Here is a 26,755-nt window from a genome sequence, read left to right on the forward strand (position 1 = left end):
TGCACCAATTAAATAAACTTCCGGTTTCTCTCTCCTTAAATATAAGGTGAAGTTGCCCCTAATCTTTTGAAAGAGTAGCAATATGATTAAGTGGATCATATTAGCGATTTTTGTGATATCAGCATTGTATATCCAACATCGCGGCAAAGTGCGTCACTCGTTTTATCGTCAATTTTTTGACCATTCAACCTTGCTCGCACCGATTAACTTTTTAATGTACATCTTTTCAAAGGTGCCGAATCAACCTTATATCGATACACAGCATTTTAAAGATTTAAAAGTGCTGGATGAAAATTGGGAAATGATTCGAGATGAAGCGAAAGCTTTATATGACCAAGGTGGGATTAAAGCTTCAAGTACCTATAACGATTTAGGTTTTAACTCATTCTTTAAAACAGGTTGGAAGCGTTTTTACCTCAAATGGTATGAATCGAGTCATCCATCTGCTGCTGAGCTTTGCCCAAAAACTACAGCACTTCTTAAAACATTGCCGACAATTAAAGCAGCAATGTTTACCGAGCTTGCACCTGACAGCCGTTTGGTAAGACACCGTGATCCGTATGCAGGTTCTTTGCGTTATCACTTAGGTCTAATTACACCAAATGATGACCGTTGTTTTATTGATGTCGATGGCGAAAGATATTCTTGGCGTGATGGTCAAAGTGTCGTGTTTGATGAAACTTATATTCACTATGCTGAAAATAAGACTGATCAAAACCGTATTATTTTCTTTGCAGACGTTGAACGTCCAATGAAAGTAAAATGGATGGAGCGTTTCAACCATTGGTTTGGTCGTAAAGTGATGACTGCGGCAAGTTCACCGAATGAAACAGGCGACCAAACAGGTGGCTTAAATAAAGCTTTTGCTTATCTTTATCAAATTCGTATTAAAGCTAAAGCCTTAAAAGCATCGAACCGTAAGTTGTATTATTTCTTGAAATGGTTCTTGATGCTTGGGATTTTCTTTTTGATTTTTGTTCGACCATATGTATTTTAATAAAAAACGCCCCAAAGGGCGTTTTTTACTTTAAGCAATTTTATTTAAATTATTTTAAATATCAATTCTCTAAAAATAGTTAAAGTTCCAATAAATTAAGTTTTTATTAAGTTTTAATTAATAAAAAGTCACATTGTTCCATTCAGCAGGTTTCTTACTATTTAAAAAATTAATAATTCGAGATGGTTTTATTTCAAGTGTTGCTTGACCGTAGTCCGAGCTAAAAAGAGTATTAATGTAATTTGTAGGTGCCTGATCAATTTCAATCACATTAGGTAAAACCCATTTTCCTGTTGGATTTTCTGGAACCTCATTAACGACTTGAATATTATTTGATGTCTTGGATGTTGCTAAACGCAAAGCATGTGTCAATACCCCATCTTTATGGTAAACAACGGCGTAGGCATTATTACCATATTCTTTTGCTAATGGAGATTGATTGGCGGGGGTATTAATTAGTTCTCCATGTGCACTTACACCTATATGCGTCACTTTACCATCCTTCATCCAGACTACAGCGTGCTCTAGATCATGTCGGTGTCCTATGAAGTCTAAACTACCATTTACGGCTTTATCTTTAACAGTGTAAAGTGCAAAAATACGACCGCAGTAAATGGAATTCTGATAAGTCGTACATTTTTCTTTATAAATAATATTTGCTTTGCTCAATTGATCCCTATAGCTGCATTGACCCTCTAAAGTGCCTGAAGTATCCAAACCATTATTAGGGAAATAGTTTTCACCTTGTTTTTGTACTGGTGCTGAAGCTAAACATCCATCTGTATCGAAATCAAAGACAATTTTTCCATTTTCTAAATTTACAGGTTTCAACGTAGAAAGGCCTGTAATACATGCTGGTTGGTCTGTACTGCATAGAGGAACTTGGCTCCAGTCTTTTGAAAAACCTTGAGTTGAGTAGATCATGCTACCGATTAGAGTAAAGATTAAGATATATATATTAATATATTATGGATATTTTAAGAGTTGAATCCAAATATTAAAAAAGTTAAATGACATTATTTTTTCAGTTTTATTAAAATATTATTTTATGTAGACTTTAATAATATTTTATTTTTTAATATTTTTTTATAAAAAATAAATTTATGTAAACTTGTACTAAGTAGATAATATGAAAAATGTATTGATTATTGATCTAAATGATTAATTTTGTGACCTATTTCACAGTGCTGGTAATTTGTTACAACTATTAAGAGCCAATAGGCAATTTTGATTCTACAATGGCGCGGTTTTTTCGAAGACTGGTCAGCGGAAGTAGGTTTTAAAATGGCTCATGCTCATCACGCAGCTCATGCACATGTTCATCATATCGAAGAGAGAAAAGAAGACAGTTCTCAAGGTGATTTAAAAACAAAAGTGATGTTAAGACAAGCAGCTTCGACGACTGAAAAATCTAAACGATCTATAACTAAAAATCATAAAGCTGAAGACCAAAATATTAATTTGCATAAGTTCTCGAGTAAGCTCGAAAGTATCTCTGCCAACCATAGTAAAGAGAAATGCGCCAAAAATATTCGTATTGCTCTACAAGCGGCTGGAGCAGATGTGTCAAAGCATCCTGTAGCTGCTTCTGATTGGGGGCAAACGCTAGAAAAGAATGGTTATAAGAAAATTAAACCTGCTTTCAACCGTCCACAAGAAGGTGACATTTACATTATTGAGCGAACTAGTGGCCACACTTATGGTCATATTGCAGGCTATACAGGCAATGGTTGGTTCTCGGATTTTCGTCAAAAAACCTATGCGGTGTATAAAGAAAAAGACGTTAAATATAGTTACTATCGTCTAGACTCTTAAGCGAGTACGACACAATCTGTCGGACCATATTTAAATTGCTTTCCAAATTTATGTTCTAGCACAGTAAAGCACTTGAAAATTAGGGGTGAAAACATCACATTAGGTATTCAGTATTAAGCCATGCATGCCAATAGTGAATCAAAACGCTCGTCCTCATATTGAAAAAATTTTAGCCAACATGACCCAGCTTCCAGGTGTTTATAAAATGCTAGGGAAGGAGGGTGAATTGTTATATGTCGGCAAAGCGAAAAACCTAAAGAATCGGGTATCGAGTTATTTTGTTAAAACCATTGAGCATCCTAAAACTCAGGCTTTAGTTGCCAGAATTTATGATATTGAAACGTTAGTCACTCGTTCAGAAACTGAAGCATTACTCCTCGAGCAAAATTTAATTAAACAACATCGACCGCCTTATAACATCATGCTGCGGGACGATAAGTCATATGTCTATATTTTTGTGTCGGCAGATAAGCCCTATCCTCGGCTTGCCAGTGGGCGTGGTAAAGGTAAGCACCAAATTGGTAAGTTTTTTGGCCCGTACCCAAGTGCCTATAGTGCACGTGATACGTTACTGGTTTTGCAAAAACTTTTTAATGTGCGTCAGTGCGAAAATAGTTATTTTTCACAGCGCAAGCGTCCATGTTTGCAATACCAGATCAAGCGGTGTTCAGCTCCGTGCGTAGGTCTGATTTCGCCCGAAGATTATAAAGAAGACGTTAATAATAGTATTCGCTTTTTGCAAGGTGATACCAAAGAGCTTAATCAAGAGCTCATTGCCAAAATGGAACAAGCAGCGGCTGAGCTTGAATTTGAAAAAGCTGTTTTTTACCGTGATCGTTTATCTTTATTACGTGAAGTACAAGCCCAACAAGCCGTATTTAAAGTCAAAGGCGAAGCAGATATTCTGGCAATTGCATATCAGGCAGGCGTGACATGCGTGCAAATTATGTATGTACGCAATGGGCGAATGCTGGGTGGAAAAAGTTATTTCCCAGACATGCTTGGTGATGATCTTGGGCAAATGCTGAGTGACTTTATGGCGAACTTTTACTTTCAGGTTGCAGATGAAGTTCCCAATGAGCTTATCGTAAATATTGCTTTGCCTGATTGTAAAGAACTAGAGGAAGCGTTGGCACAGCAGTTTGGCAAAAAGGTTCAGATTAAGAGTAATGTTCGAGAAACTCGTGCCGAGTGGCTGGAACTAGCCGAAATGAACGTTCAACATGCCATTAAGGGGCAGTTGAGTAATCATTTAGAACTTAATGAACGTTTCCATCAGTTAGAGCAAGTGGTGGGAAGACCCGTTGATCGTATTGAGTGTTTTGATATTAGTCATACCATGGGTGAAGCTCCAATTGCCTCATGTGTCGTGTTTGATCAAGGGGGCGCTCGTAAGCGTGACTACCGCCAATTTGCCATTCAAGACATCACAGCAGGCGATGATTATGCTGCTATGCGTCAAGCTTTAACACGTCGTTATAAAAAGGCCATATTGCCTGATTTACTGTTGATTGATGGTGGTAAAGGCCAGCTCCATATGGCAATGGAAGTTATGCAAGAGCTTGGGTTAGACGCTTTTATGGTGGGTGTATCTAAAGGTGAAGGGCGTAAACCCGGACTTGAAACCCTGCATTTTACCGACGGCACAAAAATCCAGTTACCGGAAGACCATAAGGCATTGCACTTGATTCAGCAGGTGCGTGATGAGGCCCATCGTTTTGCGATTACTAAACATCGTGCTAAACGCGACAAACGCCGAAGTACCTCAGTTTTAGAGGCAATTCCTGGGTTGGGGCCAAAGCGCCGTCGAGATTTATTAACTCATTTTGGTGGAATCCAAGGCGTTTTAAAAGCATCTGAAAAAGAGCTTACTCTTGTGCCCGGTTTTGGTGAAATGATGGCAAGAACGATTTATAAAATTCTGCATGAATAAAGATAGGTTTCTATGCTGAATGACCAAATAGTTGGTATATAAGTACAAGAATGATCATTCACATTCCCTTTAAAATGATGAAAGATGTTTCATCAAGAGTCAGAGTGCTTTAGGGAAGTGAATGTCATTACTGCAATTATTTGAAGAAATAAAACAAAAGGAATGGATTGAAATACCCGAAGGGTGGCTACAAGGGCGAACTGTTTTTGGTGGGCTTGTCGCTGGATTACTCATGCAAAAGGCCTGCTGCAATATTCAAGATCCAAATAAAAGATTATTAAGTTGTAGTGTTACTTTCGTGGGCCCTGTACAACAGGGGCCTGCCCAATTGACTATTGAAATTTTAAGAGAAGGGAAATCGGTCACTACGCTTGAAACCCGTTTATGGCAAGATGGTGCGGTACAAACGATTTTGGTCGCAAGCTTTGGTGTGCCGCGTGCGTCGAATATTAAAGTGCGACATGAGCCTATCGTTCCAGTTTATAGGCAACCTGAAAAGTTACAACCTATTCCTTTTGCTAGACAAATGCCAGAATGCTATCAACATTTTGATGTATGCTGGGCAGAAGGTCATTATCCTGTTACAGGAAGTCAGTATGCTGACTTTGGAGGATGGTCAAGGTTTAATCCTAATAAGCATGAAAATCGTCAAATGACTTTGCCAGATTTAATTGTCTTGATGGATATTTGGCCACCTGGTGTATTGCCGATGTTTAAGCAAGTTGCTCCTGCAAGTTCTTTAACTTGGCACATTACCTATGTCCATCCGTTCCAACATCAATTATGTGACTGGTTTAAATATAAAGTGGTAACTGAATATGCAGGTGAAGGTTATTCCACAGAATATGCCCATCTTTGGGACCAAAATGATCATTTAATTGCAATTTTACGGCAAACTGTTACGGTATTTACCTAAGCAGTCCACTTCCTCGATTCATATATTTCGTATAAAGTGGCTGTTACAGATAGATACAATATTGAAGAAAGTATTTTTGTCTGTTACAAGATGCATGAAGACTTAATTGGCGGTGTTTATGACCACAGGGCGAATCCTGAATATCCCAAATATCCTAACATTAGCGCGTATTGCGCTTATTCCTGTATTTTTGGTGATCGCGTATTGGCCGCCTGCAATGGGTATTGGTGAGCACGAAGGAAGTATGAGTCGTCATATTATCTTGACGGCTATTTTTGTGTTTGCTGCTATTACCGATTGGTTTGATGGCTATTTGGCACGAACTTTAAACCAGACTTCAGCATTTGGCCGTTTTTTAGATCCAGTTGCAGATAAGCTCATGGTGGCGGCTGCACTGATTGTTTTAGTGCAGTGGAATCCAACGATCTCAATGGCTTTTGCAGCAATTGTTATTATTTCACGTGAAATTACAGTTTCTGCTTTACGTGAATGGATGGCAGAACTTGGCGCACGAACCAGTGTGGCAGTATCGACTGTAGGTAAATATAAAACAGCCTTTCAGATGATTGCCATTAGTGTGTTCTTACTTAATTGGCAGCCTTTAGAAATGCTTGCCTATGCTTTGTTATATACAGCGGTCATTTTAACTCTATGGTCAATGTTTATTTACCTCAAAGCAGCTTGGCCTTATTTAAAGCAGCCTTAAGTGCATATTGAATGATTAAGCCTTTCTATAATGAAAGGCTTTTTTATTTTTGAAGAGTGCAAGAATCGGGTCGTCATAGGGCTTTGGCTACTTTAATGTAAGATATAAGTGCTAAGGAGGTGACACATGCAAATGCTTTCTTCTCGGCAATTTGCTGTAATTGCCACTGTGATTGAATATTTATATGAACATCTAGACCAGCAACCCAGTCTGGACGATGTGGCGAGTCATATGAATTTAAGCCCAAGCTATATTCAACGCCAGTTTCAGGAATGGGTAGGGATTAGCCCGAAAAAATTTGTGCAATATATGAGTTTGCAACAGGCCAAATATCATCTGTTGCAACAACGGAGTTTATTAGAAACCGCTTTAAATACGGGTTTATCTGGCACAGGACGTTTACACGATCTGTTTATTCAGCTTGAAGGGATGACGCCTGGGGAATATAAACAAAAAGGCGAAGGCGTTATTCTTAATTATTCGGTTGAGACAAGTCCCTTCGGTGAGTTGTTGGTTGTCAGTAGTGAAAAAGGCATATGTTCTATACGGTTTATCGAAACTCACGCCAATATTGAACAACTCATTAAGCAGTACTTTTCGAAAGCTCAATTGAAAAATCAGTCACCGATTTGGCATCAACAAATTGCAAAGTGGTTTGAACAGGATTTTTCAGAACACTTACAGCAGAAACTTCCTCTTAATTTGGCTGGAACTCCATTTCAGCTACAAGTATGGGAAGCCTTGCTCACCATTCCAGAAGGGCAACTTCGGACTTACCAAGATATTGCAGAGCAAATTGGGAAGCCTAAAGCAGTTAGAGCCGTTGCTACAGCAATTGGGCAGAATCCGATTGCATATCTGATTCCCTGTCATCGAGTGATCCGTGCCACAGGGATGGTTGGAGAATATCATTGGCAAAAGGGGCGTAAATTGGCATTGTTAGCTTGGGAGATGTCAAAGCAACATGGAGAGACCGTATGACCTTGGATTTATTTTCTCCAGAGCCTTGTGAGAATTTATTACCCTACGATGGTGAAGTTCAGGACTATGGTTGTATTTTAAGCCCTGAAGAAGCTGAACAATATTTTGATTATCTTTACCAACACCTCGCATGGAAACATGACGAGGCTAAGTTGTATGGCAAGCACTTTATTACAGCTCGAAAAGTTGCATGGTATGGAGATGACTACTATCAATATAAATATTCGGGTGTCGCACGTGATTCTTTACCGTGGGACAAAGCACTCGCTAAATTAAAACAACAGGTAGAGCAAATACTTTCAGAAAAATTTAATTCTTGTTTGGCAAATCTTTATGAAGATGGAACCCAAGGAATGGCTTGGCACAGTGACTCGGATGTTTCTTTGGCAAGAACGACAACAATCGCCTCTTTAAGCTTTGGTGCTACTCGTAAATTTTCTTTTAGACATATTCAAAGTAAAGAGAAAATTGAATTGTGGCTACAGCCAGGCCAACTCATTGTGATGCGTGGTGAGACTCAACAATATTGGCAACACCGTTTAAATCGCTCAACAAAGATTTTACAACCACGTATTAATCTTACTTTTCGGCAATTTAAGTTTTTATAAAAATAAGACAAGAAAAAAGCCCATGATGGCAGCATGAGCTTATTCCTCTGAGGGGGATGCTTCTACTGATGAGCTGCTGATGAAAAGAATCATCAATAGGAGCTAAAATCATAATATGAGAATATTGTGATATATTCAATGTTTTAAAGTGTAAGAAAAGTTTAAATTATCATAAGGTGGAGTTTTAGATTTCACCTTTTTCAGATAATTCCATAAAACGTTGTTCAATAAGTGCTGCATTTTCTTGCAAAATTTCGATGAGCTTTTCAACGTTTAAAAAATCAAAACGATTTTTAGAGGCAACTAAAGTTAAAGCCAAAGGTACTTCTTTGTTTGAAAAACGAACAGGAACAGCTAGACCTGAAACATTTGGGTCAATCTCACCTTGTGAGAAATAGAACCCTTGTTTTTTAATTTTACGCATACGCTGAATAAAGCTCGGTTCATCTTCAGCAAAACCTGATTGTTTTAATTCTTGCTGGTAACGGTGGTAGTAGTCCTGCATGCGCTGCTTACTTAAATGCGAAATCATTGTTTTTGGAGATGATCCAACGTAAATCGGTCTTGGGCAGCCTCGGCCATATGAAAGTAGCTCAGTGTCTTTAAATATTTCATGATGTATGTCAATGCAATAGTCATCATTTAAATAGGTAAGCAAACAGCACAGTTCGGTACGTTCTACAATATTTCGCATAAACGGTGTGCTGATTTGAACCAGTGGGTCGGTTGTTCTGGATATATAGTCAAGAACTGCAATTTTTGAGCCTAAGGTATAATCGCCAGAGGTTCCATTAATGCGTTTTAATAGATCAGCCGATACTAGTTCTTTAAGGTAACGGTAACTCGTTGGTTTGGACAAGCCAAGTTCTTCGCAAATAATATCGACATTAATGATTGGACGCGAAACTGAAAATAGGTCCAGTACGGTTAAAATTTTGCCAAAACTTGAAATTGCCATAATGTCTTGTTCGTATCCTTTAACAACGAGTCATCTTTGAGTTTTTTATAACAGAAAAAAAGAAGATTTGTCTCAATTCTAAAATAAATGCCTGATTTGAGTATTTTACTCTGACAAAGAGAAAACTTCTCTTGGCTTATACATCATATACGATAATTAAAAAATATATCAAATTATCAAATGGAGATATTTTAGTTGACTAAATCGCTTTATTTTGAAAAAATTGCCAAACAAAATATCTAATCGAGAAATTGGTCGGTTCCAGATTGATTTCTTGATACCTCTTCTTTCCAAAGCTTGGCCGTTTAAATGGCGCCCAAACTGAAATCATCTCTGCCAATCAGGCGAGATGTGGAAAAATCATTGTATTGAAGGATGCTCCTCATATCATTTGCTTTGAGGCAAATGGCAAAGTTGTGTTGTCTTTAGAAAGACAATCAAATATTGAAGGGCATGCTCATCAGTTCAAATCTGTATTTGAGATGAGTTCATGTTATTAAAGCAAATACTGGCGTTCCGCCCGAGTAGGCTTGATCTGATCTTTGCCTTAAAAACATTTATTGCCGGAATGTTGGCACTATTTGTTTCATTTGAATTAGATCTGATTAATCCGATGTGGTCGATTGGTACGGTCCTGATTATTGCCAATCCATATTCAGGAATGGTGTCCTCTAAATGTGTCTATCGGGTGGTAGGGACAATTGGTGGAGCTGTGATTGCCTTAACTCTAACACCACATTTAATTAATACACCTTGGATATTTACCGTGGTGTTATCGTTGTGGGTGGGTTTTGCGCTTTATGTGTCGTTACTTGATCGTACTCCACGTAGTTATGCTTTTATGCTGGCGGGTTACTCGACAGCCATGATCGTCTTCAATGCGATTACCTATATTGATCAATACAATATATTCGATATTGCTTTAGCTCGGGTTATAGAAATTTCGATTGGCGTGATTTCAAGTGCAGTGGTTTCTGCCACGATTCTTCCAATGCATATTGGCTCAGCAATTAAACAGCGGGTGATAAAAGCCCTAAAAGATACAGAAAATCTGTTTGCTAATTTATTAAATACAGATTCGCAGCAGAACAATACCCAGCTTTTGGCTGCCATTACTCGCGACACCACAGATATTCATGCCTTGGCAGTACATTTGAGTTATGAAAAGGGTGAACTGCATGGCATGACCAAACCCTTGCAGGAAATGCTTCATCAAATCTCAATGGTGGTTGCTAATCTAGTCGCTTTATCTGAGCGTATCAAGCAACTTCAAGAACTTCGATTTATCGAGACTCATGCAGAAAAACTGCAACAACTTTCAGCTCATGTTGTACAGTTTTTAGAGCAAAAAGATCTAATCGTTGATGAAAATATTTTGCAGTTGCCTGATGAGTTTGAAAGCGATTTCGCAAGTTTGATGGAGTCGGCTTCTACACACCAACAAGTTTTGGTTGCAGCTATGAAAATGGATGTGCGCCATTTCATTAGCAATGTGTTAGCCGTTAAAGTTTTGTGGCAGCGAATTCAGCAAGGTAATAAAGAAATTCCTGACAACATTACCCCAATGACGACCAAATATCCAAGTTTACACCGTGATCATGGTGTGGCGATACGAGGTGGGATTAGTGCAGTCCTTATTACTTTTATCGTGACTGGGGTCTGGATTGTGTCGGGATGGAAAGCTGGATTTATGATGGCGCAAATGGGAGCAGTAACCGCCTGTATTTTAACAGCCTTAGATAACCCGGTTCCGGTTCTGCGTATTTTTATCTGGGGCAGTATAGCTTCAGCAGTTTTAGTCTTTGTTTATGCATTTGGTATTTTTCCGCATGTCACAACTTTTTGGGAACTTGGACTGGTTTTATTACCGATGTTCTTATTCGCAGTGTCTATGATGGCTAACCAGATGTTGATGCCAGTAGGTATGGTGTTGGGTATTAATACCATGATGGGACTAAACCTGCACAATGCTTATAGCATGGATGCAGTGTCTTATCTTGATAGTTCATTTGCCATGATCTTAGGTGTTTTAGTGTCTTTGATTGTCATTGATGTTGTTCGCGCCATGTCACCAGACACGAGTGCAAGCCGTATTTTAGCCTTGCATTACCGTGCCATGCGACAAGCGATCTATCTGCCATATGGTCTTGATTTTAAAGTTCATCTACGCAGTATGCTAGATCGGATTGGGATTCTAAACAGCAAAATGGTGCAATCAGACGAGATTAAAACTTCAATTCATCAGGCCCTGATTGAGTCGAGTAGTATTGTTGATTTAAGCCGATTGCAAGAGTTAGCCAATCAGTTTCCTCAAACATCCGAACTCACTCAGCATATTGGCGATTTGCAACAAAATCTGGATGAGCTGTTTAGAGCTAAAGAAAACGATGAAAATGATACGACAGCTTTAGTAGAGCGAATCTACCGAGCGTTATTTGAATTAAAACAGCTTGCTTCAAATGTTGAAGATATGACTATGCGACAAAGACTACTCATTTCACTGAACAATATTGCTTATAGCATGTGCCATGTTTCATCAGAGCAAATGAATGAAAACAGCACCCTGAGAGGAGCCACAGCAAATGGGTGAGTTTAATGTTTATGGTATTTATGTGCCTTCTTTGCTCATTCAAGCACTCTTGGCATATATCTGTTTCCGTGGGTTAAGTCCTTTAACAAATAAGTTGATTGCACAAGGCTGGATTGCATTACCTAGTATTTTTAATTTGTGTTTTTACCTCTTATTACTTTTGGTAATACATCAAATTTTTGTTGGGGTCGGTGCGTAGAGATGTTTGCGAAATTAAAGATTGAGTTAGGTGAGTGAAATGAATCAGGTGGATTTGAAAAAAGTCATCCGTCCAGTAATTTTGATTGTCGCATTAATGCTGGCGGTCTATACCATTGTGCATTTATGGAATTACTATAATGCAGCGCCGTGGACGCGTGATGGTCGAGTTCGTGGTGACGTTATTCAAGTATCTTCGGATGTCGCGGGGCTTGTGACAGAAGTATTGGTGCAAGATAACCAGACTGTGAAAAAAGGTCAGGTGCTCTTTAAAATTGATGTTTCCCGCCGAGCTTTAGATGTAGAGCAGGCAAAATCTGATTTAGCAAAAGCAAATGCAGCCTTTGCCCAAGCGCAAGCTGGTTTAGCACAAGCCAAAGCGAACCTGATTAAATCAGATACGAATATTAAGTTAGCCGAGAAAAATGCAAGCCGCTACTCAAATCTTATGGATGGCGCCATCTCTAAACAAGAACAAGATCAAGTTTTCGCAACACGTGATCAATCCCATGCTGAACATGAGCAACTCCAAGCTGCTATTCAACAAGCGGAAGCAACTGTTAAACAACAACAGGCTCTGATTGAGGCGGCTACGAGTAACTTGCATTTGGCCGAGCTTAATATGCATCGTGCTGCGGTAATTGCTCCAGCTGATGGTACTTTATCTAACTTTGATATGCGCCCAGGTAACTATGTTCAAGTTGGTCAGGCTGTTGCAGCACTACTTGACCGTAAACAACTCTATGTTGTGGGCTATTTTGAAGAGACTAAATTAAACCGTATTCATGTCGGCGATCAGGCCAGTGTACAGTTAATGGGGGATAGCCAGAAAATTAAAGGCCATGTACAAGGTATTGCATCTGGTATCGAAGATCGTGAACGCTCAAGCAGTTCTAAACTTCTTGCCAATGTAAATCCAACGTTCAGTTGGGTTCGTTTAGCGCAGCGTGTGCCTGTAAAAATCGTATTGGATGAAACACCAAAGAACCAGCTTGCTTTCATCTCTGGACGTACGGCAACTGTGCATATTATCGAGAAATAAAACGAGAACTAAAAAGGAAGGCTTTAGCCTTCCTTTTTTAGTTCTTACGGTGTTAAACCGACTGGATTTCGATACCAACTCTGAATGAGTAAGGCGGCTGCAAAACTATCTGCCGAAAGCTTTTTTGCTCGACCTTGCTCTTGGTAGAAACCGAGTTCTTCTCGTGCTTCACGTGTAGTTAAACGCTCATCTACCATTAATGTTTCAATATTGGTTTGATGGCGTAAACGTCTCGCAAATTTGCGGGCACGTGTAGAAAGTTCTGACTCGCTATCATCCATATTCAAAGGCAAACCAACCAAAAATAGATCAGGTTGCCATTCTTTCACGATTTTTAAGAGCTGATCCCAGTTTGGAATACCATCTTTCATCACAAATAGAGGGAGGGGATTGGCACTTTCAATTGAAGACTGGCCAATCGCCATTCCCATTTTTTGAGTACCAAAGTCAAAAGCCATAATCGATTTTGATTGTGTTTCGGTCATTAAGCATGTCCGATTTCAGATGCTAACCATGCACGATCTACACCGATTTTTTTATAAGCTGCATCCCAACGATCGTCATAAGGCAGGTTAAAAATCAGATCCATATCGGCATCACAAATGAGCCAGTCACCGCGCGTAATTTCATCTTCTAACTGGTTTTTACCCCAGCTCGCATAACCTAAAGCAATTTGATATCGACCAACACCTTCATTGTGGGCAATCGCATCAAGAATATCTTTACTGGTAGTAATACAAACATTTTCACCTACAGCAATAGATGAATGCCATGTCGGTTGTCCAGTATGAAGAACGAATCCAGCCTCGGGACGTAATGGCCCACCTTGTAAAACCACATGTGGATTTACATTGTCTGCTTCAATGTCGAGATCATTGAGTAATTCTTTAATTTGAATGCCGGAAGGGCGGTTAATAATAATGCCTTGAGCACCTTCTTCATCATGACGGGCAAGATAAATTACAGTGTTTGCGAAAAAGTCATCTGCCATTTCTGGCGGGGCAATCAGACAACGGTGAGTCAGATATTGTTTGGTCACCTAAGCGGTTCTCCCTCAAAAAATGTCACTAGAGGGTCTCTCGACCCTTTTATCTATATAGGTTCTTTTTATCAACATACAAGAGTTAATCGGATTTCGCCAATCTTTTTCTCTCATTTTTTATTAATTTGAAGAAGCCTGAAATTTAAGTTGGCGTAATTGTTTTGCGTGTTGCAAGGTTGTTTCATTAATTTCAACTCCGCCTGACATGCGAGCTAACTCTAAAATGATTTGATTTTCATCCAATTCAACAATTGTACTACTGGCTGGATCAGTTTGTTGTTTCTTCACTAGTAAATGCTGATCTGATTGTGCAGCAACTTGTGCCTGATGAGTAATACATAAAAGTTGAACATGTTGGGCTAGGTCGGCAAGTAAACGTCCAACAACTTCTGCTGTACCACCACTAATACCAACATCAATTTCATCAAACACTAACACTTCTGCTTCGGTTTTTTCAGCGTTCATGACTTGCATGACAAGTGCAATACGTGAAAGTTCACCACCTGAAGCTACTCGTGCTAATGGTTGTGGAGGAATACCCTTATTGGCAGTAAATAATAGTTGAATAAAACTTAAACCCTCAGCAGTAGGTTGCTCTAGTGGTTCAAACTTAAACTCAAAATGTGCCTCTGGCAGCGCTAAAGGTTTAACTTGTTCGGTTAATTGTTTAGCAAGTGGAGCAGCCGCTTCACGACGAATATTGTCTAAATGCTGAGCTTTCTCCAAGAACTCCTCATGCGACTTTTCAACTTGTTCTGCCAATGTTTCTGGGTCTTCAAGTTGATGTAATTGCTCAAGCTCACTTTGCCAAGCTTCATATTCTTCTTTAAGCGTTTCTGGTTGAGTTCGGTATTTCCGTGCTAAACGATGGAAAACTTCAAGTTTAGAGTTGAGCTCCTCCATTCGCTCTGGATCAAAACTTTGACGATCAATAAATTGACGCAAGTTTGCCGTTGCATCATCTATTTCACTTTGAGCATTGAGTAAAGAATTATAGATCTCGGAAAGTTGTTCGCTACGCCCCGCGTGGGATTCTAATCTACGAATAATCGAAGACATTTCTTGAGTAATGTTTTGCTCAGCTTCATCAAGCACATTTAGGCTATAGCTACAATCTTGCATGATATGTTCATGATGACTGAGGCGATCGAACTCTTGCTCAATTTCTTTATAGTCAGTTTGAATGACCTCTTCGAGCTCTTCAATTTGATGCTCTAAAGTACCAATACGTTGCAGTCGGGTTGCTTGTGCATCTAAGGCTGCTTGATGCAAACGAATGGTACGTTGCCATGTGCTATAGGCTTCACGTACATCATTTGCTTCAGTATAAAAATTATTATAACGATCTAGCCAATGCTTTGGATAAGGCGGTTCAAGCAGCTGCTGCTGGCTGTGCTGACTATAGAGTTGAACCAGCAAGCGACCTAATTCTTTGAGTTCAGATAGACTGCTCGGGCGACCATTAACCCATGCTTTGCTGCGTCCGGTTGCGAAAATCACACGACGTAAATGGATTTCCCCAGAATCATCATCTAGCTCGTGGTCTTGGAGCCATTTTGCTTCAGGACTATTATTTTGATAGGTAAAAACTGCGGTGATATCCGCTTTATCCGAACCATAACGGACATAATTTGTATCTGTACGTTCCCCTAGGCAGGCAGAGAGTGCATCCAGTAATAATGATTTTCCGGCACCTGTTTCGCCTGTTAGAACATTAAATCCTTGTTCTATATCAATAGCCAAATGATCAGCTAATGCAAAATTAATTAAAGTTAAATGTGTGAGCATAAACGCATCCAACGCGCCAAATTATGGGTTAAAGATAGAGAAGTTTTGAATTTGCTACAAGTGATCTATTATTCTAACTGAAATTATAGAACAGCAAGATTGCGGATATTTACAATGAAAAAAACATTAAGCTTACCGAAACCACCAATAGGGATGATCAACCGCCATAAAAAAAATAATCCTGCGGAAATGAATAAAATTTTAAATCAGCATTTTAATGCATTTAAACAGGCAGCAGCACAAGGGGATTATGCCAAAGCTTATCAACATGTTAAACAAGCTGTTAATTTGGTTCCCAAGCATGCTGGCGCCTTATCAGATTTAGCTTATACCGAATTACGCTTAGGCCGTTATAACGATGCCTATCAACATTATTTACAAGCGATTCAAGCAAGTGGAGCTAACGTAAATACAAACTTATATGATGGACTCACAGAAGTTTGTCATCACTTAAAGAAAAAAGAAGAAACAATCAAATTTGGACGCTTGGCAATTGCAACCAAAAAAGAATTAGTGAAGAGCGAACCTGTTTTGTCTATTGCCAATCATGCACCACCAGCATTTAGTGCAAATCCTCAAGAAAATATTATTGCTTTTTCATTGTTTGGGGCAAACCCTCGCTATTGTGAAACCTCTATTTTAAATATTCAGTTAGCCAAACAAATTTATCCTGAATGGACGTGTCGCTTTTATGTCGATGATACTGTGCCAGTACTGGTGCAACAGCGTTTAAAAGAGAAGGGCGCGCAAGTTATTCAGGTTACAGATTCTCAAAAACAGCTATCTGGTTTGTTTTGGCGCTTTTTGGTGATGGATGATCCGACAATTAAGCGTTTTCTGATACGTGATGCCGACTCCATTGTCTCGCACCGCGAAAAAGCAGCTGTAGATGCTTGGCTCAAGAGTGATAAATGGTTTCACTTAATGCGAGACAATTATTCTCATACCGAGTTAATTTTGGCGGGAATGTGGGGTGGATGTACGGGGATTTTTCATAATATTGAAGCACATATCAGGGATTATGTTGCCACCGGACGTTATCTGGATAATCGGGTGATGGATCAGCATTATTTGCGCTACTGTATTTGGCCGACTTTAAAACAAAATGTGCTTATACACGATAGCCAGCAATTCGATTCAGATGCTATCGATTTTCCAGCTTATGATCTGGCGTTAATGCAAAACGACAGCGAAAATTTTCATGTAGGAATGAATGACGGTTCACCGGTAGTTGCTACAGCAGTTGCCCATCCAACTGCACAGAGAGTGTGTTGGGTACTTCTAGATGAAAATCAGGTCGAAGTTTGCAGATACGATGCAATTGTGTCGAATAGTCGAAATATTGAGATTAACTTACCTTATGCTTTTGCCAAAAAAATTCAGGCACAGCAGTGGAAATTACAAGTCTATCCGTATGAAAACTGATTGATTAGTTATTTAGGCACAATTAAACTACATTCATCATAATTTATATAAATACGGCATTATCTGGAGAGTGTGCATGAGTTCAACCCAATTTGATCATGTAACGGTCATCAAAAAATCAAACGTTTATTTTGGTGGAGCATGTATCAGCCATACCGTGCAATTTGAAGATGGAACAAAAAAAACACTAGGTGTTATTTTGCCGACTGAGCAAGCTTTAACTTTTGAAACCCATGTTCCTGAGCGTATGGAAATTATTTCAGGTGAATGCCGCGTAACAATTGCGGACAGTAATGAAAGTGAGTTGTTCCGTGCAGGCCAATCATTTTATGTGCCTGGTAATAGTCTTTTTAAAATCGAAACTGATGAAGTACTCGATTACGTGTGCCATTTAGAAGGCTAAGAAATTCCTATTCAAATCGGGTACACTATGCCCAAAGAAATCCTGTGAAGTTGGCTTTGCAGGATTTTTATTTTTTTGCTCAAACGTTGTTAGAGGTCATGCATGGCAAAACCGGAATATTATTATGGCGTTCATTCAGTGGAGTCATTGTTAGAACTTGAACCGGAACGTGTGCTAACCCTGTTTACTTTAAAAGGACGGGATGACCAGCGTTTGCAAAAGATTTTGCAATTGGCAGAGCCTTTTGGAATTAGTGTACAAAAAGCAAGCCGTGATAGTCTCGAAAAGCTTGCAGGTCTACCGTTTCATCAAGGCGTGGTTGCAGCAGTACGTCCGCATCCGACTTTAAATGAAAAAGATCTAGATCAGATCTTGGCTGAAACCCCAGATGCTTTATTGCTGGCATTAGATCAGGTGACAGACCCGCATAACTTAGGGGCTTGCATCCGTACCGCTGCTGCAATGGGCGTGCAAGCAGTGATTGTACCTCGTGATCGTTCGGCAAGTTTAACCCCAACAGCTCGTAAAGTTGCAGCGGGTGGAGCTGAAAAAGTTAAATTTATTCAAGTCACAAACTTGGCTCGTACATTAGCCCATCTCAAAGAGACGACTCATACACGTGTGATTGGCACTATGCTTGATGAAAGTGCAATGCCAATTCAAAAATGTGATTTCTCTGGCCCAGTCGTGATCGTGATGGGAGCCGAAGATACGGGTTTACGCCCAATTACACAGGCACAGTGTGATCATAAAGTTTATATTCCGATGTCTGGAAATTTACAGAGTCTAAATGTGAGTGTGGCAACAGGTATGGCACTTTATGAGGCTTGCCGTCAGCGTTCTGAGGTATAATCTAGCTGCCTTTCTAGTTTGTAAGCAGTCTTGATATGTCTCCCCGTAAGCAAGGTTATTTTTTTGTATTGGTGACCATGTGCATTTGGGGCGGGTTTACACTTTTTGCCCGTTTAAATGCACAATGGCACATCAGTGCTTGGGACATTGCTGCACTACGCTTTGCTATCGCCTTCCTGATTTTGATGCCGATTTTGATCTATAAGAAAGATCTCGCTTTTTTATGGAGTAAGCACGCTGTTATTTTGGCGCTCATTGGCGGAGTTATTTATTGTCTTACGGTATATACCGCGTTTCTCTATGCTCCCGCTGCACATGCTGCCATTTTTTTAAATGGTTGTATTCCTATCTGTACTGCAATTGCAGCATACATTTTATTTAGACAACCATTTGATAAGCATACATGGGTGAGTCTGGCAATTATGATCACTGCCTTGGCTCTTATGAGTGTGTTGATCTTGCGAGGTAATGCTTCTGCTTTTGGCCTGGGGGATTTACTTCTTTTTATTAGTGCGATTTGGTGGGGCATTTTCACTGTATTACTTAAACAGTGGAAACTTTCCGCATGGCACTCTATGGCGAGTGTTGCGATTTGGTCTGCAATTATTTACTTACCCATCTATGCTTTATTCTTACCTAAACATTTCATGGAAGTCAGTCCTGTTCATCTAGCGATACAGGGCATTTTCCACGGTGTGTTTGTTGTTATTATCGCAACTTTGACTTATGTAGCAGCGATTCAGCGACTTGGTGCTTTTAAAACGGGAAGTATTGTTACTTTGGCACCGTTTATTGCTGCCATTTTGGCTGTACCTTTACTTGATGAGTCATTAAGTCCATCGATTGTTGTGGGCTTGGTTGGAATGGGAATCGGTGCCTTACAACCTTGGCGCTGGTTTCGACAAGATAGCTTGGCACAAAAGATTCAGCAGCAAAATAAGCAAGATTAGTTGGCGCGCTTCAAATAGCTTTGATGTAAAGGTTCTAATTGCTGATATAAATGTTCGAGTAATCCGTCATTAAACACAATGTCATTGGCAAGTTCACGTTTACGCTCGCGTGGCATTTGTGCTGCAATAATTTTCTGGATTTGTTCTTGGTTTTGCCCATCTCGCTGGCTTGCACGCTGAATTTGAGTTTGTTCACTCGCATCAACTAATAGAGTGTGATTAACCAATTCATGCTGGTTGGTTTCAAAAAGTAGGGGTGAAACTAAAATCACATAAGGACTTTTTGGGTTTTGTAGCTGTTGAATAATAGATTGGCGAATGGCTGGATGCGTGATTTTCTCAAGTGTTTGTCTTGCTTCAGGGTTTTGAAAAATATATTCACGTAGTGCACGGCGGTCTAGATTGCCGTCGGGTTGAAGTACCCAATCTCCAAAAGTTTGTTGGATTTTTTGAAGGGCAGGTTGGCCTTTTTCAACCACTTCGCGAGCAACAATATCGGCATCGACGACTTGGATTCCTTGGGATTCAAACCATTGTGTTGCAGCAGATTTTCCACTGCCAATACCACCTGTGACTCCCAGAATAAAAGCCATCTTAACCTCCCAAATAAATTTTCATAATTTGGTCACCCCATAAAAAGGCAACCCAACCCGCAATGGCAATATATGGCCCAAACGCAAAGGGCTGATTATCATTACGTAATTTTAGTAAAATGATGCCAATAATTGCACCGAGTAAAGATGACAATAGCACAATTAATGGCAGCATCAATGGTCCCATCCACGCGCCTAATGCGGCAAGCAATTTAAAGTCGCCGTAGCCCATACCTTCTTTGCCTGTAATCACTTTAAATAAGTAATACACAATCCAAAGGCATAAAAAACCGATTAAATATCCCCAAATAGCTGAGTTAGGCGAGGTGTAAATATTAAAGGTATTAATACCTAAGCCGAGCGCAGCTAAAGGTAGGGTAAAGCGATCAGGCAATAATTGTGTATCGAAATCAATAAAGGTAAGGGCTATCAGTACCCATGTGAGGACGAGTCCAAAAAGCATTTGTAGGGTTGGGCCAAAAACCATGACGACGACTAATGAACATAGCATGGTGAGTAATTCAATCGCTGGATAACGAATGCTAATAGGATGTTGGCAATGGCCACATTTTCCTCTTAACATCAACCAACTTATGACAGGAATATTTTGATACCAACGGATCGGTTGCTGACATGCAGGACATGATGAAGCAGGTTTACTTAATGTCAGCTTTTCATGCTCAATGATGGGTAGTTCGGGATTAAGCAACATTTGACATTCCTGCTGCCAATCTTGTTCCATCATTTTGGGGGTGCGATAAATTACCACATTCAAAAAGCTACCAATACATAGGCTCAATAGTGCGACTGCAATATAAAGTGCAGTTAAGTTTTGAATAAAATAAGCAATAATTTCTTGCATTATATGACTGAGCCCATTTGGAAAATTGGAAGATACATAGCAATCACTAGACCACCTACGAGCACCCCTAAAATTGCCATGATTAAAGGTTCCATCATTGAAGTTAAACCATCAACGGCATTATCAACTTCATTTTCATAATAAGTAGCAACTTTATCGAGCATGCTGTCTAGTGCACCAGATTCTTCACCAATTGCGACCATTTGTATAGCCATAGATGGAAAACGATTTGAAACACGCATTGCAAATTGAAGTTGTTGGCCTGTAGCTACATCTTCACGAATTTTCATGACTGCTTCTTCATAAATGACATTGTTGGTTGCACCAGCCGTTGACTCAAGCGCATCAATGAGCGGAACACCAGCGGCAAACGTGGTGGCTAAAGTACGGCTATAACGGGCAATAATCGCCTTATAAACCAGATCGCCAAAGATAGGTAGTTTCAGTGTAAGTTTATCTAATCCATCACGGAATTTTTTACTGCGCTTCTTGGCTTCCAGAAAGGCAGCAATCACTGCTCCAATCACAATAATCATAATGAACCAGTATTCCTGCATCCATTTCGACATATTCACGACCATTTGGGTGAATGCAGGTAAATCTGCACCAAAAGAAGAAAACAGGTCTTGGAAAACAGGCACTACTTTAACCATCAAAATAATAGTAACAACCACAGCAACTACAATAACCGTTGCTGGATATTTCATAGCTTTTTTGATTTTCTGCTTAAGTAATTCACTTTTTTCTTTGTAAATTGCCACACGGTCCAACATGGTTTCAAGCGCACCAGATTGTTCGCCAGACTCTACAAGAGAACAAAACAAGTTATCGAAGTGTTGAGGATACTTCCTTAAAGCTGAAGCAAAGGTACTACCACCTTCAACTTCACCTTTAATCCCGAGTACCACCTCGCGCATGGCTGGGTTTTCTAGACCTTCCGCTACAATTTCAAAGCCTTGTACCAGTGGCACACCTGCTTTCATCATGGTTGCAAGTTGCCTAGTAAAAATCGTGATATCGAGCGTTGATACTTTTTTCTTAAATAAACCTTCAAGAATATTCTTACGCTTTTCCCGAATATTACGGACAGTTACACCTTGTTTGCGTAGGGTGACTTTGGCTAAGGCCATATTCTTAGCTGGAAGTTCGCCTTTAATTTTTACGCCCTTACGGTCAACCCCTTCATAAGCAAAAGTCGGCATCATTTGTGCCTTTTTGACAGTCATGAATTATCCTTATTTTAAATTGTCTTTTATTCACTGGTCACGCGGTTGACTTCTTGTAAGGAAGTAACACCTTGCATGACTTTCTTTAACCCTGAACGACGCAGATTATTAAACCCCAGTTTTTCAGAAGCAGCAGCGATTTCTAAAGCATTGCCATCTTCCATAATAATCTTGGAAATTTCAGGTGTAACTTTCATCACCTCGTAAATACCTACTCGACCTTTGTAGCCTTCACGACACTCAGTACAACCTACAGGTTGAAAAACTTGAAAATCGGGATGGGTTAAATCTTGGTCGGTAAAGCCCATTTCTGATAGGCTCTGTTTAGGAATGTCGGCAGGTGTTTTACACTGTGGGCATAACCGACGTGCTAAACGCTGTGCAATAACCAAGTTGACTGATGTTGCGATATTAAAGGATGGAACACCCATATTACGTAGGCGAGTAAGTGTTTCTGGCGCACTATTGGTATGCAGTGTGGACATTACCATGTGACCGGTTTGTGCAGCTTTAATCGCAATTTCAGCCGTTTCTAAGTCACGAATCTCACCGACCATAATAATGTCAGGGTCTTGACGTAAAAATGATTTCAGTGCGGCCGAAAAAGTAAGACCTACTTTTGGGTTAACGTTAACCTGATTAATGCCTTCAAGGTTGATTTCGACTGGATCTTCGGCAGTGGAAATATTAGAGCTTTCAGTATTTAAAATATTTAAGCCAGTATATAAAGATACCGTTTTACCAGAACCGGTAGGACCTGTAATTAAAAGCATACCTTGTGGTTTATCGAGTGCTTCTAAAAAAAGAGCTTTCTGATCTTCTTCATATCCTAAAGCATCAATTCCGAGCATTGCGCTAGATGGATCGAGAATACGCAGAACCAGTTTTTCACCAAACAAGGTTGGAAGTGAGTTCACACGAAAATCGATTGCTTTAGTTTTTGATAACTTAAGCTTGATACGACCATCTTGAGGCACTCGTTTTTCGGAAATATCCATTTGAGACATGACTTTTAAACGTGAAGCCAAACGGTTAGCCAATTGCAAAGGTGGATTTGCAATCTGACGTAACACGCCGTCGACTCGATAACGGACCCGATATGATTTCTCATAGGGTTCAAAATGTAAGTCTGAAGCCCCCATACGAATTGCATCGATGAGTAATTTATTAATATATTTAACAATAGGTGCTTCATCGCCTTGAGGCGTTTCTTCCTCATCCTCTTGTGAGGATGGAGCTTCAAGGTCTACATCAAGATCAAACTCTTCATCACTAAATTCGAAGCTGCTTTCTTCGGTAAATTGCTGCGCCAGAATTTTCTCAAGCTTATGGTGCTCGACAATAACTGGTTCAACCATGAGCTTACTATTAAAGCGAATGGCATCAATCGCTTCAATATTACTCGGGTTGCTGGTTGCGACATATAAAATCTGTCCTCTTTGTATGAGAGGTAAGACCCGATGTTTTAAAACCAGTTTCTGATCGACCAAATCTTTGGGAATTTGGCTTGTATCGTAAACATCCAGATCAAAATATGGTTCAGCAAATTCAATAGAAATTGTTTCAGCTAATAAAGAAGGGGAGAGATGAACCTCTTCAATCAGGTACGCAACCGTATCCCGTTTAGCTCTCTTTGCTGCATCTAATGCTGTTTGCATGGTCGCTGCCGACACATGTTTTTCTTCGACTAATCGTCGAAAAAACCCCGAAAATTTTGGAGATGTATGTATGACTGACATCTGCCTACCTGTGCTCATATGTTTATAATTGGTATATAAAAAATTATACTTTTGTTATCTAAAATTACTACCTGAGAAAATGATGCTCTGGTCTTGATCCACTCGCCAAAGCTTGAACTAGTCGAAGTTTTTATTCATTAATTTTTGAAAGACGATTCTTTAGACTCGATAAAGTTTTATAACTGTTTTCAATGAGTAGAAAAGATATGGGCAAAGCCGTTAAAGAAAAGTATCTGAAATTTGTATAAATGCGTGTAGAATGTGCTGCATTTTTGACGAAAGGTGAGCCGTATGTCGGGTTCGACGATTACGCCTTGGGTAGTTGGCAACTGGAAAATGAACCCAATGCGTGCCAATGCCAAACAACTTATAGAAGAATTTAAACAACTATTGCAACAAAACCAAATTGCAGATGAAAGCTGTCATGTAGGGGTTGCTCCGGTTTCTATTGCGCTTGCAATGGTACAAACACAATTGCAAGATGCTGCAAGAACAGTATATACAGTTGCACAAGATGTATCACGTGTAGCGGGTACTGGTGCGTATACTGGCGAAGTCAGCGCAGAACTATTAAAAGATAGCCAAATTAATTTTGTACTGGTTGGGCATTCTGAGCGCCGTGATATTTTTGGCGATAACGTTGAAATTTTGAAAGCTAAACTCCAAAATGCATTAAATGCGGGCTTGACTGTCATTTATTGTGTTGGTGAAAGCCTCGAACAACGTGAACAAGGTTTGGCAGAGCAAGTTGTATTGCAACAAATTTGTGATATTGCTCCTGTAGTGACTGCTGAGCAATGGCAAAAGCAAATTGTAATTGCCTATGAGCCAATCTGGGCAATTGGGACAGGTAAAACTGCTTCTCCACAAGATGCACAGGCAATGCATGCTAAGATTCGTGAAGGTTTAAGTCAGATTACCCCAGCGGGTTCAGACATTGCGATTTTATATGGCGGTAGTGTAAAAGCTGAAAATGCGGTCGAATTGGCGGCATGTCCAGATATTAATGGTGCGTTGGTAGGCGGTGCTTCATTAAATGCAGTATCTTTTTATCAAATCGTACAAGCCTTTGCACAAAGTAAATAACGAGGATAGGGTATGCACTCTTTTGTACTGATCGTACATATTATTTTAGCGGTACTGATGATTGCCTTGATTCTAGTGCAACACGGTAAAGGTGCTGATGCCGGTGCTTCTTTCGGCGGTGGCGGAGCAGCAACTGTATTTGGTGCATCAGGTTCAGGTAACTTCCTTACTCGACTTACTGCTATCTTAACAGCGTTGTTTTTTGTGACGAGTTTAACTCTCGCTGTTTTTGCGAAAAAACAGACTACTGATGCATATAGTTTGAAAACTGTACAAACTACAGCGCCAGTTCAAACGACATCGCCTGAAACTTCACCAAATGCACCAAAATCGAGTCAATAATTCGAAATAGGGCTTTCCTTTTGCAGTGGGAAGGACTAGAATGCGTCCCACAAGCTGCGGTGGTGGTGGAATTGGTAGACACGCTACCTTGAGGTGGTAGTGCCTTCGGGCGTGGGGGTTCAAGTCCCCCCTTCCGCACCAACTTTGAACCAGAAAGTTGAGTGCAAGCAGTTTTTTGATGCGGGATGGAGCAGTCTGGTAGCTCGTCGGGCTCATAACCCGAAGGTCGTTGGTTCAAATCCAGCTCCCGCTACCAATTTGATTAAGGTGCAACTTAATCAAGCGAATATTAGATAAGTTTACATTGACTTTTTTCGATATTTGTATATAATTTTTGCACGTTGATGCGGGATGGAGCAGTCTGGTAGCTCGTCGGGCTCATAACCCGAAGGTCGTTGGTTCAAATCCAGCTCCCGCTACCAATTTGATTAAGGTGCAACTTAATCAAGCGAATATTAGATAAGTTTACATTGACTTTTTTCGATATTTGTATATAATTTTTGCACGTTGATGCGGGATGGAGCAGTCTGGTAGCTCGTCGGGCTCATAACCCGAAGGTCGTTGGTTCAAATCCAGCTCCCGCTACCAAGTTTCTTAAAAGAGGCTCACAGACAGGTGGGCCTTTTTGCACAGTGGACTATTGTTTTCTGTGCTAAATAGGGGCGATTAACGCCCTTTTTTATTGGTTATCGTATCGCTATCGTGTAGTGTCGACATCAATTGGTCAAATAGTCATGCTTCACTATAGTAGGTCTGTGTCGGTTAAAACAACCGATTGAATCGCACGAGAATGACGAGAGTAAATGAAATTATCAAATAAATCCCAAGCATTGCATGACTTAATTGTTCCTGCAGTGGAAGCATGTGGTGTCGACCTTTGGGGGATCGAGTTTCTCCCACAAGGTAAACGTTCATTATTGCGTATTTATATCGATAAAGCGGTAAGTGAAGATGCTGAGCCTGTAATTAATGAAGATGGTGAAGTAGAACTAGGCCGTGGTATTGGTGTACAAGATTGTGTGCGTGTAACACAACAAGTTGGCGCAATGTTGGATGTTCATGATCCAATCTCAGGTGAGTATTCATTAGAAGTTTCTTCACCAGGTTGGGACCGTCCATTTTTTCAACTAGAACAGTTACAAGGCTACATCGGACAACAAATTGCTTTGCGTTTAATTGCAGCAGTAGAAAACCGTCGTAAATTTCAAGCAAAACTTATCGCAGTAGACCTTGAAAATGAAGAAATTCAGGTTGAAGTTGATGGGAAGCATGTGCTTGTGATCGACAGCAACAATATCGATAAAGCAAACTTGATCTATCAAGATTAAATTTATTTAAATTTTATAAGAAATCGGTAGGTGACTTATGGGCCGCGAAATTCTTACCGTTGTTGAAACGGTTAGTAATGAAAAAGGTGTTAGTCGTGAAGCGATCTTCGAAGCTTTAGAACAAGCTCTAGTTGCTGCAACGAAGAAAAGATTTTACGAAGGTACGCATGCTGAAGAAGCTCAGCTTCGTGTAGAAATTGATCGTAAAACTGGTGATTACCGTACGTTCCGTCAATGGACTGTTGTGGCAGATGAAGATCACGAGATGCCAGCTTGCCAAGATGCAATTTCTGACGTTGATCCAGCTAAATGGTCAATTGGTGACGTGCGTGAACTCGAAGTAGAATCTATTGAGTTTGGTCGTATTGCTGCACA

Annotated in this window: 28 protein-coding genes and 4 tRNA genes; 23 read left to right on the forward strand and 9 right to left on the reverse strand. The window is 39.9% G+C overall.

Translation table 11 applies throughout. From position 1 onward, the window contains the following. The first annotated feature begins 82 nt into the window (after nucleotides 1-82). The gene (lpxO, locus tag J536_RS19395) at nucleotides 83-997 is read left to right on the forward strand and encodes a lipid A hydroxylase LpxO (protein ID WP_002114943.1); all 915 of its coding nucleotides are present in this window, start codon (nucleotides 83-85) and stop codon (nucleotides 995-997) included. A 117-nt stretch (nucleotides 998-1,114) separates the two neighbouring features. Here lpxO and J536_RS19400 read toward each other — a convergent pair whose 3' ends face one another. Next, nucleotides 1,115-1,921: an NPP1 family protein gene (locus J536_RS19400; protein ID WP_002114678.1), complete on the reverse strand. Its 807-nt coding sequence runs from the start codon at nucleotides 1,919-1,921 to the stop codon at nucleotides 1,115-1,117. A 360-nt stretch (nucleotides 1,922-2,281) separates the two neighbouring features. Here J536_RS19400 and J536_RS19405 point away from each other — a divergent pair, with 360 nt between their 5' ends. The 6 genes from J536_RS19405 to J536_RS19430 all read left to right on the forward strand — a co-directional run bounded on the left by J536_RS19405 (nucleotide 2,282) and on the right by J536_RS19430 (nucleotide 7,956). Then, entirely contained in the window at nucleotides 2,282-2,812 is a 531-nt protein-coding gene (locus tag J536_RS19405; RefSeq protein ID WP_025469759.1) for a peptidoglycan hydrolase, read from the forward strand. A gap of 133 nt (nucleotides 2,813-2,945) precedes the next feature. Then, nucleotides 2,946-4,745, forward strand: a complete 1,800-nt coding sequence (gene uvrC, locus J536_RS19410) for an excinuclease ABC subunit UvrC (RefSeq protein WP_002114749.1) — start codon at nucleotides 2,946-2,948, stop codon at nucleotides 4,743-4,745. Between the two features lie 121 nt (nucleotides 4,746-4,866). Further along, nucleotides 4,867-5,661 (forward strand): thioesterase family protein, encoded by a 795-nt coding sequence (locus tag J536_RS19415; RefSeq protein ID WP_032063686.1) that lies wholly within the window; start codon nucleotides 4,867-4,869, stop codon nucleotides 5,659-5,661. Nucleotides 5,662-5,779: 118 nt separating this feature from the next. Further along, complete coding sequence (pgsA, locus tag J536_RS19420) at nucleotides 5,780-6,367, forward strand: CDP-diacylglycerol--glycerol-3-phosphate 3-phosphatidyltransferase (protein ID WP_002114808.1); 588 nt, start codon at nucleotides 5,780-5,782, stop codon at nucleotides 6,365-6,367. 126 nt (nucleotides 6,368-6,493) lie between these two features. Continuing rightward, a complete protein-coding gene (locus tag J536_RS19425; RefSeq protein WP_005065841.1) occupies nucleotides 6,494-7,348 on the forward strand; it encodes a methylated-DNA--[protein]-cysteine S-methyltransferase in 855 nt (284 codons plus the stop codon). Then, a complete protein-coding gene (locus tag J536_RS19430; protein ID WP_005065844.1) occupies nucleotides 7,345-7,956 on the forward strand; it encodes an alpha-ketoglutarate-dependent dioxygenase AlkB family protein in 612 nt (203 codons plus the stop codon). The genes J536_RS19425 and J536_RS19430 overlap by 4 nt, the downstream gene beginning before the upstream one ends. Before the next feature lie 184 nt (nucleotides 7,957-8,140). Here the strand turns inward: J536_RS19430 and J536_RS19435 are convergent, their stop codons facing one another. Then, nucleotides 8,141-8,914, reverse strand: a complete 774-nt coding sequence (locus J536_RS19435) for an IclR family transcriptional regulator (RefSeq protein WP_005065846.1) — start codon at nucleotides 8,912-8,914, stop codon at nucleotides 8,141-8,143. Between the two features lie 368 nt (nucleotides 8,915-9,282). On the opposite strand from J536_RS19435, the gene J536_RS25440 reads away from it, so the two are divergent. The 4 genes from J536_RS25440 to J536_RS19450 are packed head-to-tail and all read left to right on the forward strand — an operon-like array spanning nucleotide 9,283 to nucleotide 12,744. Then, on the forward strand, nucleotides 9,283-9,414 hold the full coding sequence (locus tag J536_RS25440) for a hypothetical protein (RefSeq protein WP_002115031.1): 132 nt from the start codon (nucleotides 9,283-9,285) through the stop codon (nucleotides 9,412-9,414). Continuing rightward, a complete protein-coding gene (locus J536_RS19440) occupies nucleotides 9,405-11,504 on the forward strand; it encodes an FUSC family protein (protein ID WP_005065849.1) in 2,100 nt (699 codons plus the stop codon). Before J536_RS25440 ends, J536_RS19440 begins: the two co-directional genes overlap by 10 nt. Continuing rightward, complete coding sequence (locus J536_RS19445) at nucleotides 11,497-11,703, forward strand: DUF1656 domain-containing protein (protein WP_005065851.1); 207 nt, start codon at nucleotides 11,497-11,499, stop codon at nucleotides 11,701-11,703. The genes J536_RS19440 and J536_RS19445 overlap by 8 nt, the downstream gene beginning before the upstream one ends. Before the next feature lie 39 nt (nucleotides 11,704-11,742). Next, nucleotides 11,743-12,744, forward strand: coding sequence for an HlyD family secretion protein (locus J536_RS19450; RefSeq protein ID WP_005065853.1), 1,002 nt, complete (start codon nucleotides 11,743-11,745; stop codon nucleotides 12,742-12,744). Between the two features lie 44 nt (nucleotides 12,745-12,788). Here the strand turns inward: J536_RS19450 and ruvX are convergent, their stop codons facing one another. The 3 genes from ruvX to recN all read right to left on the reverse strand — a co-directional run bounded on the left by ruvX (nucleotide 12,789) and on the right by recN (nucleotide 15,574). Then, on the reverse strand, nucleotides 12,789-13,229 hold the full coding sequence (gene ruvX / locus J536_RS19455) for a Holliday junction resolvase RuvX (RefSeq protein WP_002115066.1): 441 nt from the start codon (nucleotides 13,227-13,229) through the stop codon (nucleotides 12,789-12,791). Further along, nucleotides 13,229-13,783: a YqgE/AlgH family protein gene (locus J536_RS19460; RefSeq protein ID WP_002114753.1), complete on the reverse strand. Its 555-nt coding sequence runs from the start codon at nucleotides 13,781-13,783 to the stop codon at nucleotides 13,229-13,231. Before J536_RS19460 ends, ruvX begins: the two co-directional genes overlap by 1 nt. A 123-nt stretch (nucleotides 13,784-13,906) precedes the next feature. Next, nucleotides 13,907-15,574, reverse strand: coding sequence for a DNA repair protein RecN (gene recN / locus J536_RS19465; protein ID WP_032063687.1), 1,668 nt, complete (start codon nucleotides 15,572-15,574; stop codon nucleotides 13,907-13,909). A 114-nt stretch (nucleotides 15,575-15,688) separates the two neighbouring features. Between recN and J536_RS19470 the strand changes: the two genes are divergently transcribed. The 4 genes from J536_RS19470 to J536_RS19485 all read left to right on the forward strand — a co-directional run bounded on the left by J536_RS19470 (nucleotide 15,689) and on the right by J536_RS19485 (nucleotide 19,204). Then, nucleotides 15,689-16,999 (forward strand): tetratricopeptide repeat protein, encoded by a 1,311-nt coding sequence (locus J536_RS19470; protein ID WP_032063688.1) that lies wholly within the window; start codon nucleotides 15,689-15,691, stop codon nucleotides 16,997-16,999. 76 nt (nucleotides 17,000-17,075) lie between these two features. Continuing rightward, complete coding sequence (locus tag J536_RS19475) at nucleotides 17,076-17,402, forward strand: pyrimidine/purine nucleoside phosphorylase (RefSeq protein WP_002115102.1); 327 nt, start codon at nucleotides 17,076-17,078, stop codon at nucleotides 17,400-17,402. Between the two features lie 102 nt (nucleotides 17,403-17,504). Beyond that, the gene (gene rlmB, locus J536_RS19480; RefSeq protein ID WP_005079348.1) at nucleotides 17,505-18,254 is read left to right on the forward strand and encodes a 23S rRNA (guanosine(2251)-2'-O)-methyltransferase RlmB; all 750 of its coding nucleotides are present in this window, start codon (nucleotides 17,505-17,507) and stop codon (nucleotides 18,252-18,254) included. A 35-nt stretch (nucleotides 18,255-18,289) separates the two neighbouring features. Then, nucleotides 18,290-19,204, forward strand: a complete 915-nt coding sequence (locus J536_RS19485) for a DMT family transporter (RefSeq protein ID WP_032063689.1) — start codon at nucleotides 18,290-18,292, stop codon at nucleotides 19,202-19,204. Here the strand turns inward: J536_RS19485 and coaE are convergent. From coaE to pilB, 4 genes are read right to left on the reverse strand one after another with little or no spacing between them, the layout of a single operon-like run. Further along, on the reverse strand, nucleotides 19,201-19,797 hold the full coding sequence (coaE, locus tag J536_RS19490; RefSeq protein ID WP_005065869.1) for a dephospho-CoA kinase: 597 nt from the start codon (nucleotides 19,795-19,797) through the stop codon (nucleotides 19,201-19,203). The two genes, J536_RS19485 and coaE, sit on opposite strands and share 4 nt — an antisense overlap. Nucleotide 19,798: 1 nt before the next feature. Further along, nucleotides 19,799-20,659 (reverse strand): prepilin peptidase, encoded by an 861-nt coding sequence (locus J536_RS19495; protein WP_017385370.1) that lies wholly within the window; start codon nucleotides 20,657-20,659, stop codon nucleotides 19,799-19,801. Beyond that, complete coding sequence (locus tag J536_RS19500) at nucleotides 20,659-21,885, reverse strand: type II secretion system F family protein (protein WP_005079343.1); 1,227 nt, start codon at nucleotides 21,883-21,885, stop codon at nucleotides 20,659-20,661. The genes J536_RS19495 and J536_RS19500 overlap by 1 nt, the downstream gene beginning before the upstream one ends. 26 nt (nucleotides 21,886-21,911) lie before the next feature. Beyond that, nucleotides 21,912-23,624: a type IV-A pilus assembly ATPase PilB gene (pilB, locus tag J536_RS19505; RefSeq protein ID WP_032063690.1), complete on the reverse strand. Its 1,713-nt coding sequence runs from the start codon at nucleotides 23,622-23,624 to the stop codon at nucleotides 21,912-21,914. Between the two features lie 291 nt (nucleotides 23,625-23,915). On the opposite strand from pilB, the gene tpiA reads away from it, so the two are divergent. From tpiA to J536_RS19545, 8 genes are all read left to right on the forward strand, one after another. Next, nucleotides 23,916-24,710 (forward strand): triose-phosphate isomerase, encoded by a 795-nt coding sequence (tpiA, locus tag J536_RS19510; protein WP_032063691.1) that lies wholly within the window; start codon nucleotides 23,916-23,918, stop codon nucleotides 24,708-24,710. A gap of 12 nt (nucleotides 24,711-24,722) precedes the next feature. Next, nucleotides 24,723-25,052, forward strand: a complete 330-nt coding sequence (gene secG, locus J536_RS19515) for a preprotein translocase subunit SecG (RefSeq protein WP_002115012.1) — start codon at nucleotides 24,723-24,725, stop codon at nucleotides 25,050-25,052. 56 nt (nucleotides 25,053-25,108) lie between these two features. Next, nucleotides 25,109-25,193, forward strand: a tRNA-Leu gene (locus J536_RS19520). Between the two features lie 38 nt (nucleotides 25,194-25,231). Beyond that, nucleotides 25,232-25,308, forward strand: a tRNA-Met gene (locus J536_RS19525). Between the two features lie 89 nt (nucleotides 25,309-25,397). Continuing rightward, a tRNA-Met gene (locus tag J536_RS19530) sits at nucleotides 25,398-25,474 on the forward strand. A gap of 89 nt (nucleotides 25,475-25,563) precedes the next feature. After that, nucleotides 25,564-25,640 (forward strand) — tRNA-Met (locus tag J536_RS19535). 215 nt (nucleotides 25,641-25,855) lie between these two features. Further along, on the forward strand, nucleotides 25,856-26,380 hold the full coding sequence (rimP, locus tag J536_RS19540) for a ribosome maturation factor RimP (protein WP_002114922.1): 525 nt from the start codon (nucleotides 25,856-25,858) through the stop codon (nucleotides 26,378-26,380). A gap of 37 nt (nucleotides 26,381-26,417) precedes the next feature. Then, nucleotides 26,418-26,755, forward strand: a 338-nt coding sequence (locus tag J536_RS19545; protein WP_032063692.1) for a NusA N-terminal domain-containing protein, incomplete at its 3' end; no start/stop codon positions are given.

The sequence above is a fragment of the Acinetobacter sp. 809848 genome, from assembly GCF_000581275.1.
GTDB classification, from domain to species: domain Bacteria; phylum Pseudomonadota; class Gammaproteobacteria; order Pseudomonadales; family Moraxellaceae; genus Acinetobacter; species Acinetobacter pittii.

Excerpts from the sequence above, each read along its gene's own strand:
- J536_RS19445 (WP_005065851.1), top strand. The coding sequence starts at position 11,497 with ATGGGTGAGTTTAATGTTTATGGTATTTATGTGCCTTCTTTGCTCATT.
- pilB (WP_032063690.1), bottom strand. The coding sequence starts at position 23,624 with ATGTCAGTCATACATACATCTCCAAAATTTTCGGGGTTTTTTCGACGA.
- secG (WP_002115012.1), top strand. The coding sequence starts at position 24,723 with ATGCACTCTTTTGTACTGATCGTACATATTATTTTAGCGGTACTGATG.
- J536_RS19415 (WP_032063686.1), top strand. The coding sequence starts at position 4,867 with ATGTCATTACTGCAATTATTTGAAGAAATAAAACAAAAGGAATGGATT.
- recN (WP_032063687.1), bottom strand. The coding sequence starts at position 15,574 with ATGCTCACACATTTAACTTTAATTAATTTTGCATTAGCTGATCATTTG.
- J536_RS19500 (WP_005079343.1), bottom strand. The coding sequence starts at position 21,885 with ATGACTGTCAAAAAGGCACAAATGATGCCGACTTTTGCTTATGAAGGG.
- lpxO (WP_002114943.1), top strand. The coding sequence starts at position 83 with ATGATTAAGTGGATCATATTAGCGATTTTTGTGATATCAGCATTGTAT.
- J536_RS19405 (WP_025469759.1), top strand. The coding sequence starts at position 2,282 with ATGGCTCATGCTCATCACGCAGCTCATGCACATGTTCATCATATCGAA.
- J536_RS19440 (WP_005065849.1), top strand. The coding sequence starts at position 9,405 with ATGTTATTAAAGCAAATACTGGCGTTCCGCCCGAGTAGGCTTGATCTG.
- ruvX (WP_002115066.1), bottom strand. The coding sequence starts at position 13,229 with ATGACCGAAACACAATCAAAATCGATTATGGCTTTTGACTTTGGTACT.
- tpiA (WP_032063691.1), top strand. The coding sequence starts at position 23,916 with ATGTCGGGTTCGACGATTACGCCTTGGGTAGTTGGCAACTGGAAAATG.
- J536_RS19495 (WP_017385370.1), bottom strand. The coding sequence starts at position 20,659 with ATGCAAGAAATTATTGCTTATTTTATTCAAAACTTAACTGCACTTTAT.
- J536_RS19430 (WP_005065844.1), top strand. The coding sequence starts at position 7,345 with ATGACCTTGGATTTATTTTCTCCAGAGCCTTGTGAGAATTTATTACCC.
- J536_RS19400 (WP_002114678.1), bottom strand. The coding sequence starts at position 1,921 with ATGATCTACTCAACTCAAGGTTTTTCAAAAGACTGGAGCCAAGTTCCT.
- J536_RS19450 (WP_005065853.1), top strand. The coding sequence starts at position 11,743 with ATGAATCAGGTGGATTTGAAAAAAGTCATCCGTCCAGTAATTTTGATT.
- J536_RS19435 (WP_005065846.1), bottom strand. The coding sequence starts at position 8,914 with ATGGCAATTTCAAGTTTTGGCAAAATTTTAACCGTACTGGACCTATTT.
- rlmB (WP_005079348.1), top strand. The coding sequence starts at position 17,505 with ATGGCAAAACCGGAATATTATTATGGCGTTCATTCAGTGGAGTCATTG.
- coaE (WP_005065869.1), bottom strand. The coding sequence starts at position 19,797 with ATGGCTTTTATTCTGGGAGTCACAGGTGGTATTGGCAGTGGAAAATCT.
- J536_RS19475 (WP_002115102.1), top strand. The coding sequence starts at position 17,076 with ATGAGTTCAACCCAATTTGATCATGTAACGGTCATCAAAAAATCAAAC.
- rimP (WP_002114922.1), top strand. The coding sequence starts at position 25,856 with ATGAAATTATCAAATAAATCCCAAGCATTGCATGACTTAATTGTTCCT.
- pgsA (WP_002114808.1), top strand. The coding sequence starts at position 5,780 with ATGACCACAGGGCGAATCCTGAATATCCCAAATATCCTAACATTAGCG.
- J536_RS19485 (WP_032063689.1), top strand. The coding sequence starts at position 18,290 with ATGTCTCCCCGTAAGCAAGGTTATTTTTTTGTATTGGTGACCATGTGC.
- J536_RS19425 (WP_005065841.1), top strand. The coding sequence starts at position 6,494 with ATGCAAATGCTTTCTTCTCGGCAATTTGCTGTAATTGCCACTGTGATT.
- J536_RS19470 (WP_032063688.1), top strand. The coding sequence starts at position 15,689 with ATGAAAAAAACATTAAGCTTACCGAAACCACCAATAGGGATGATCAAC.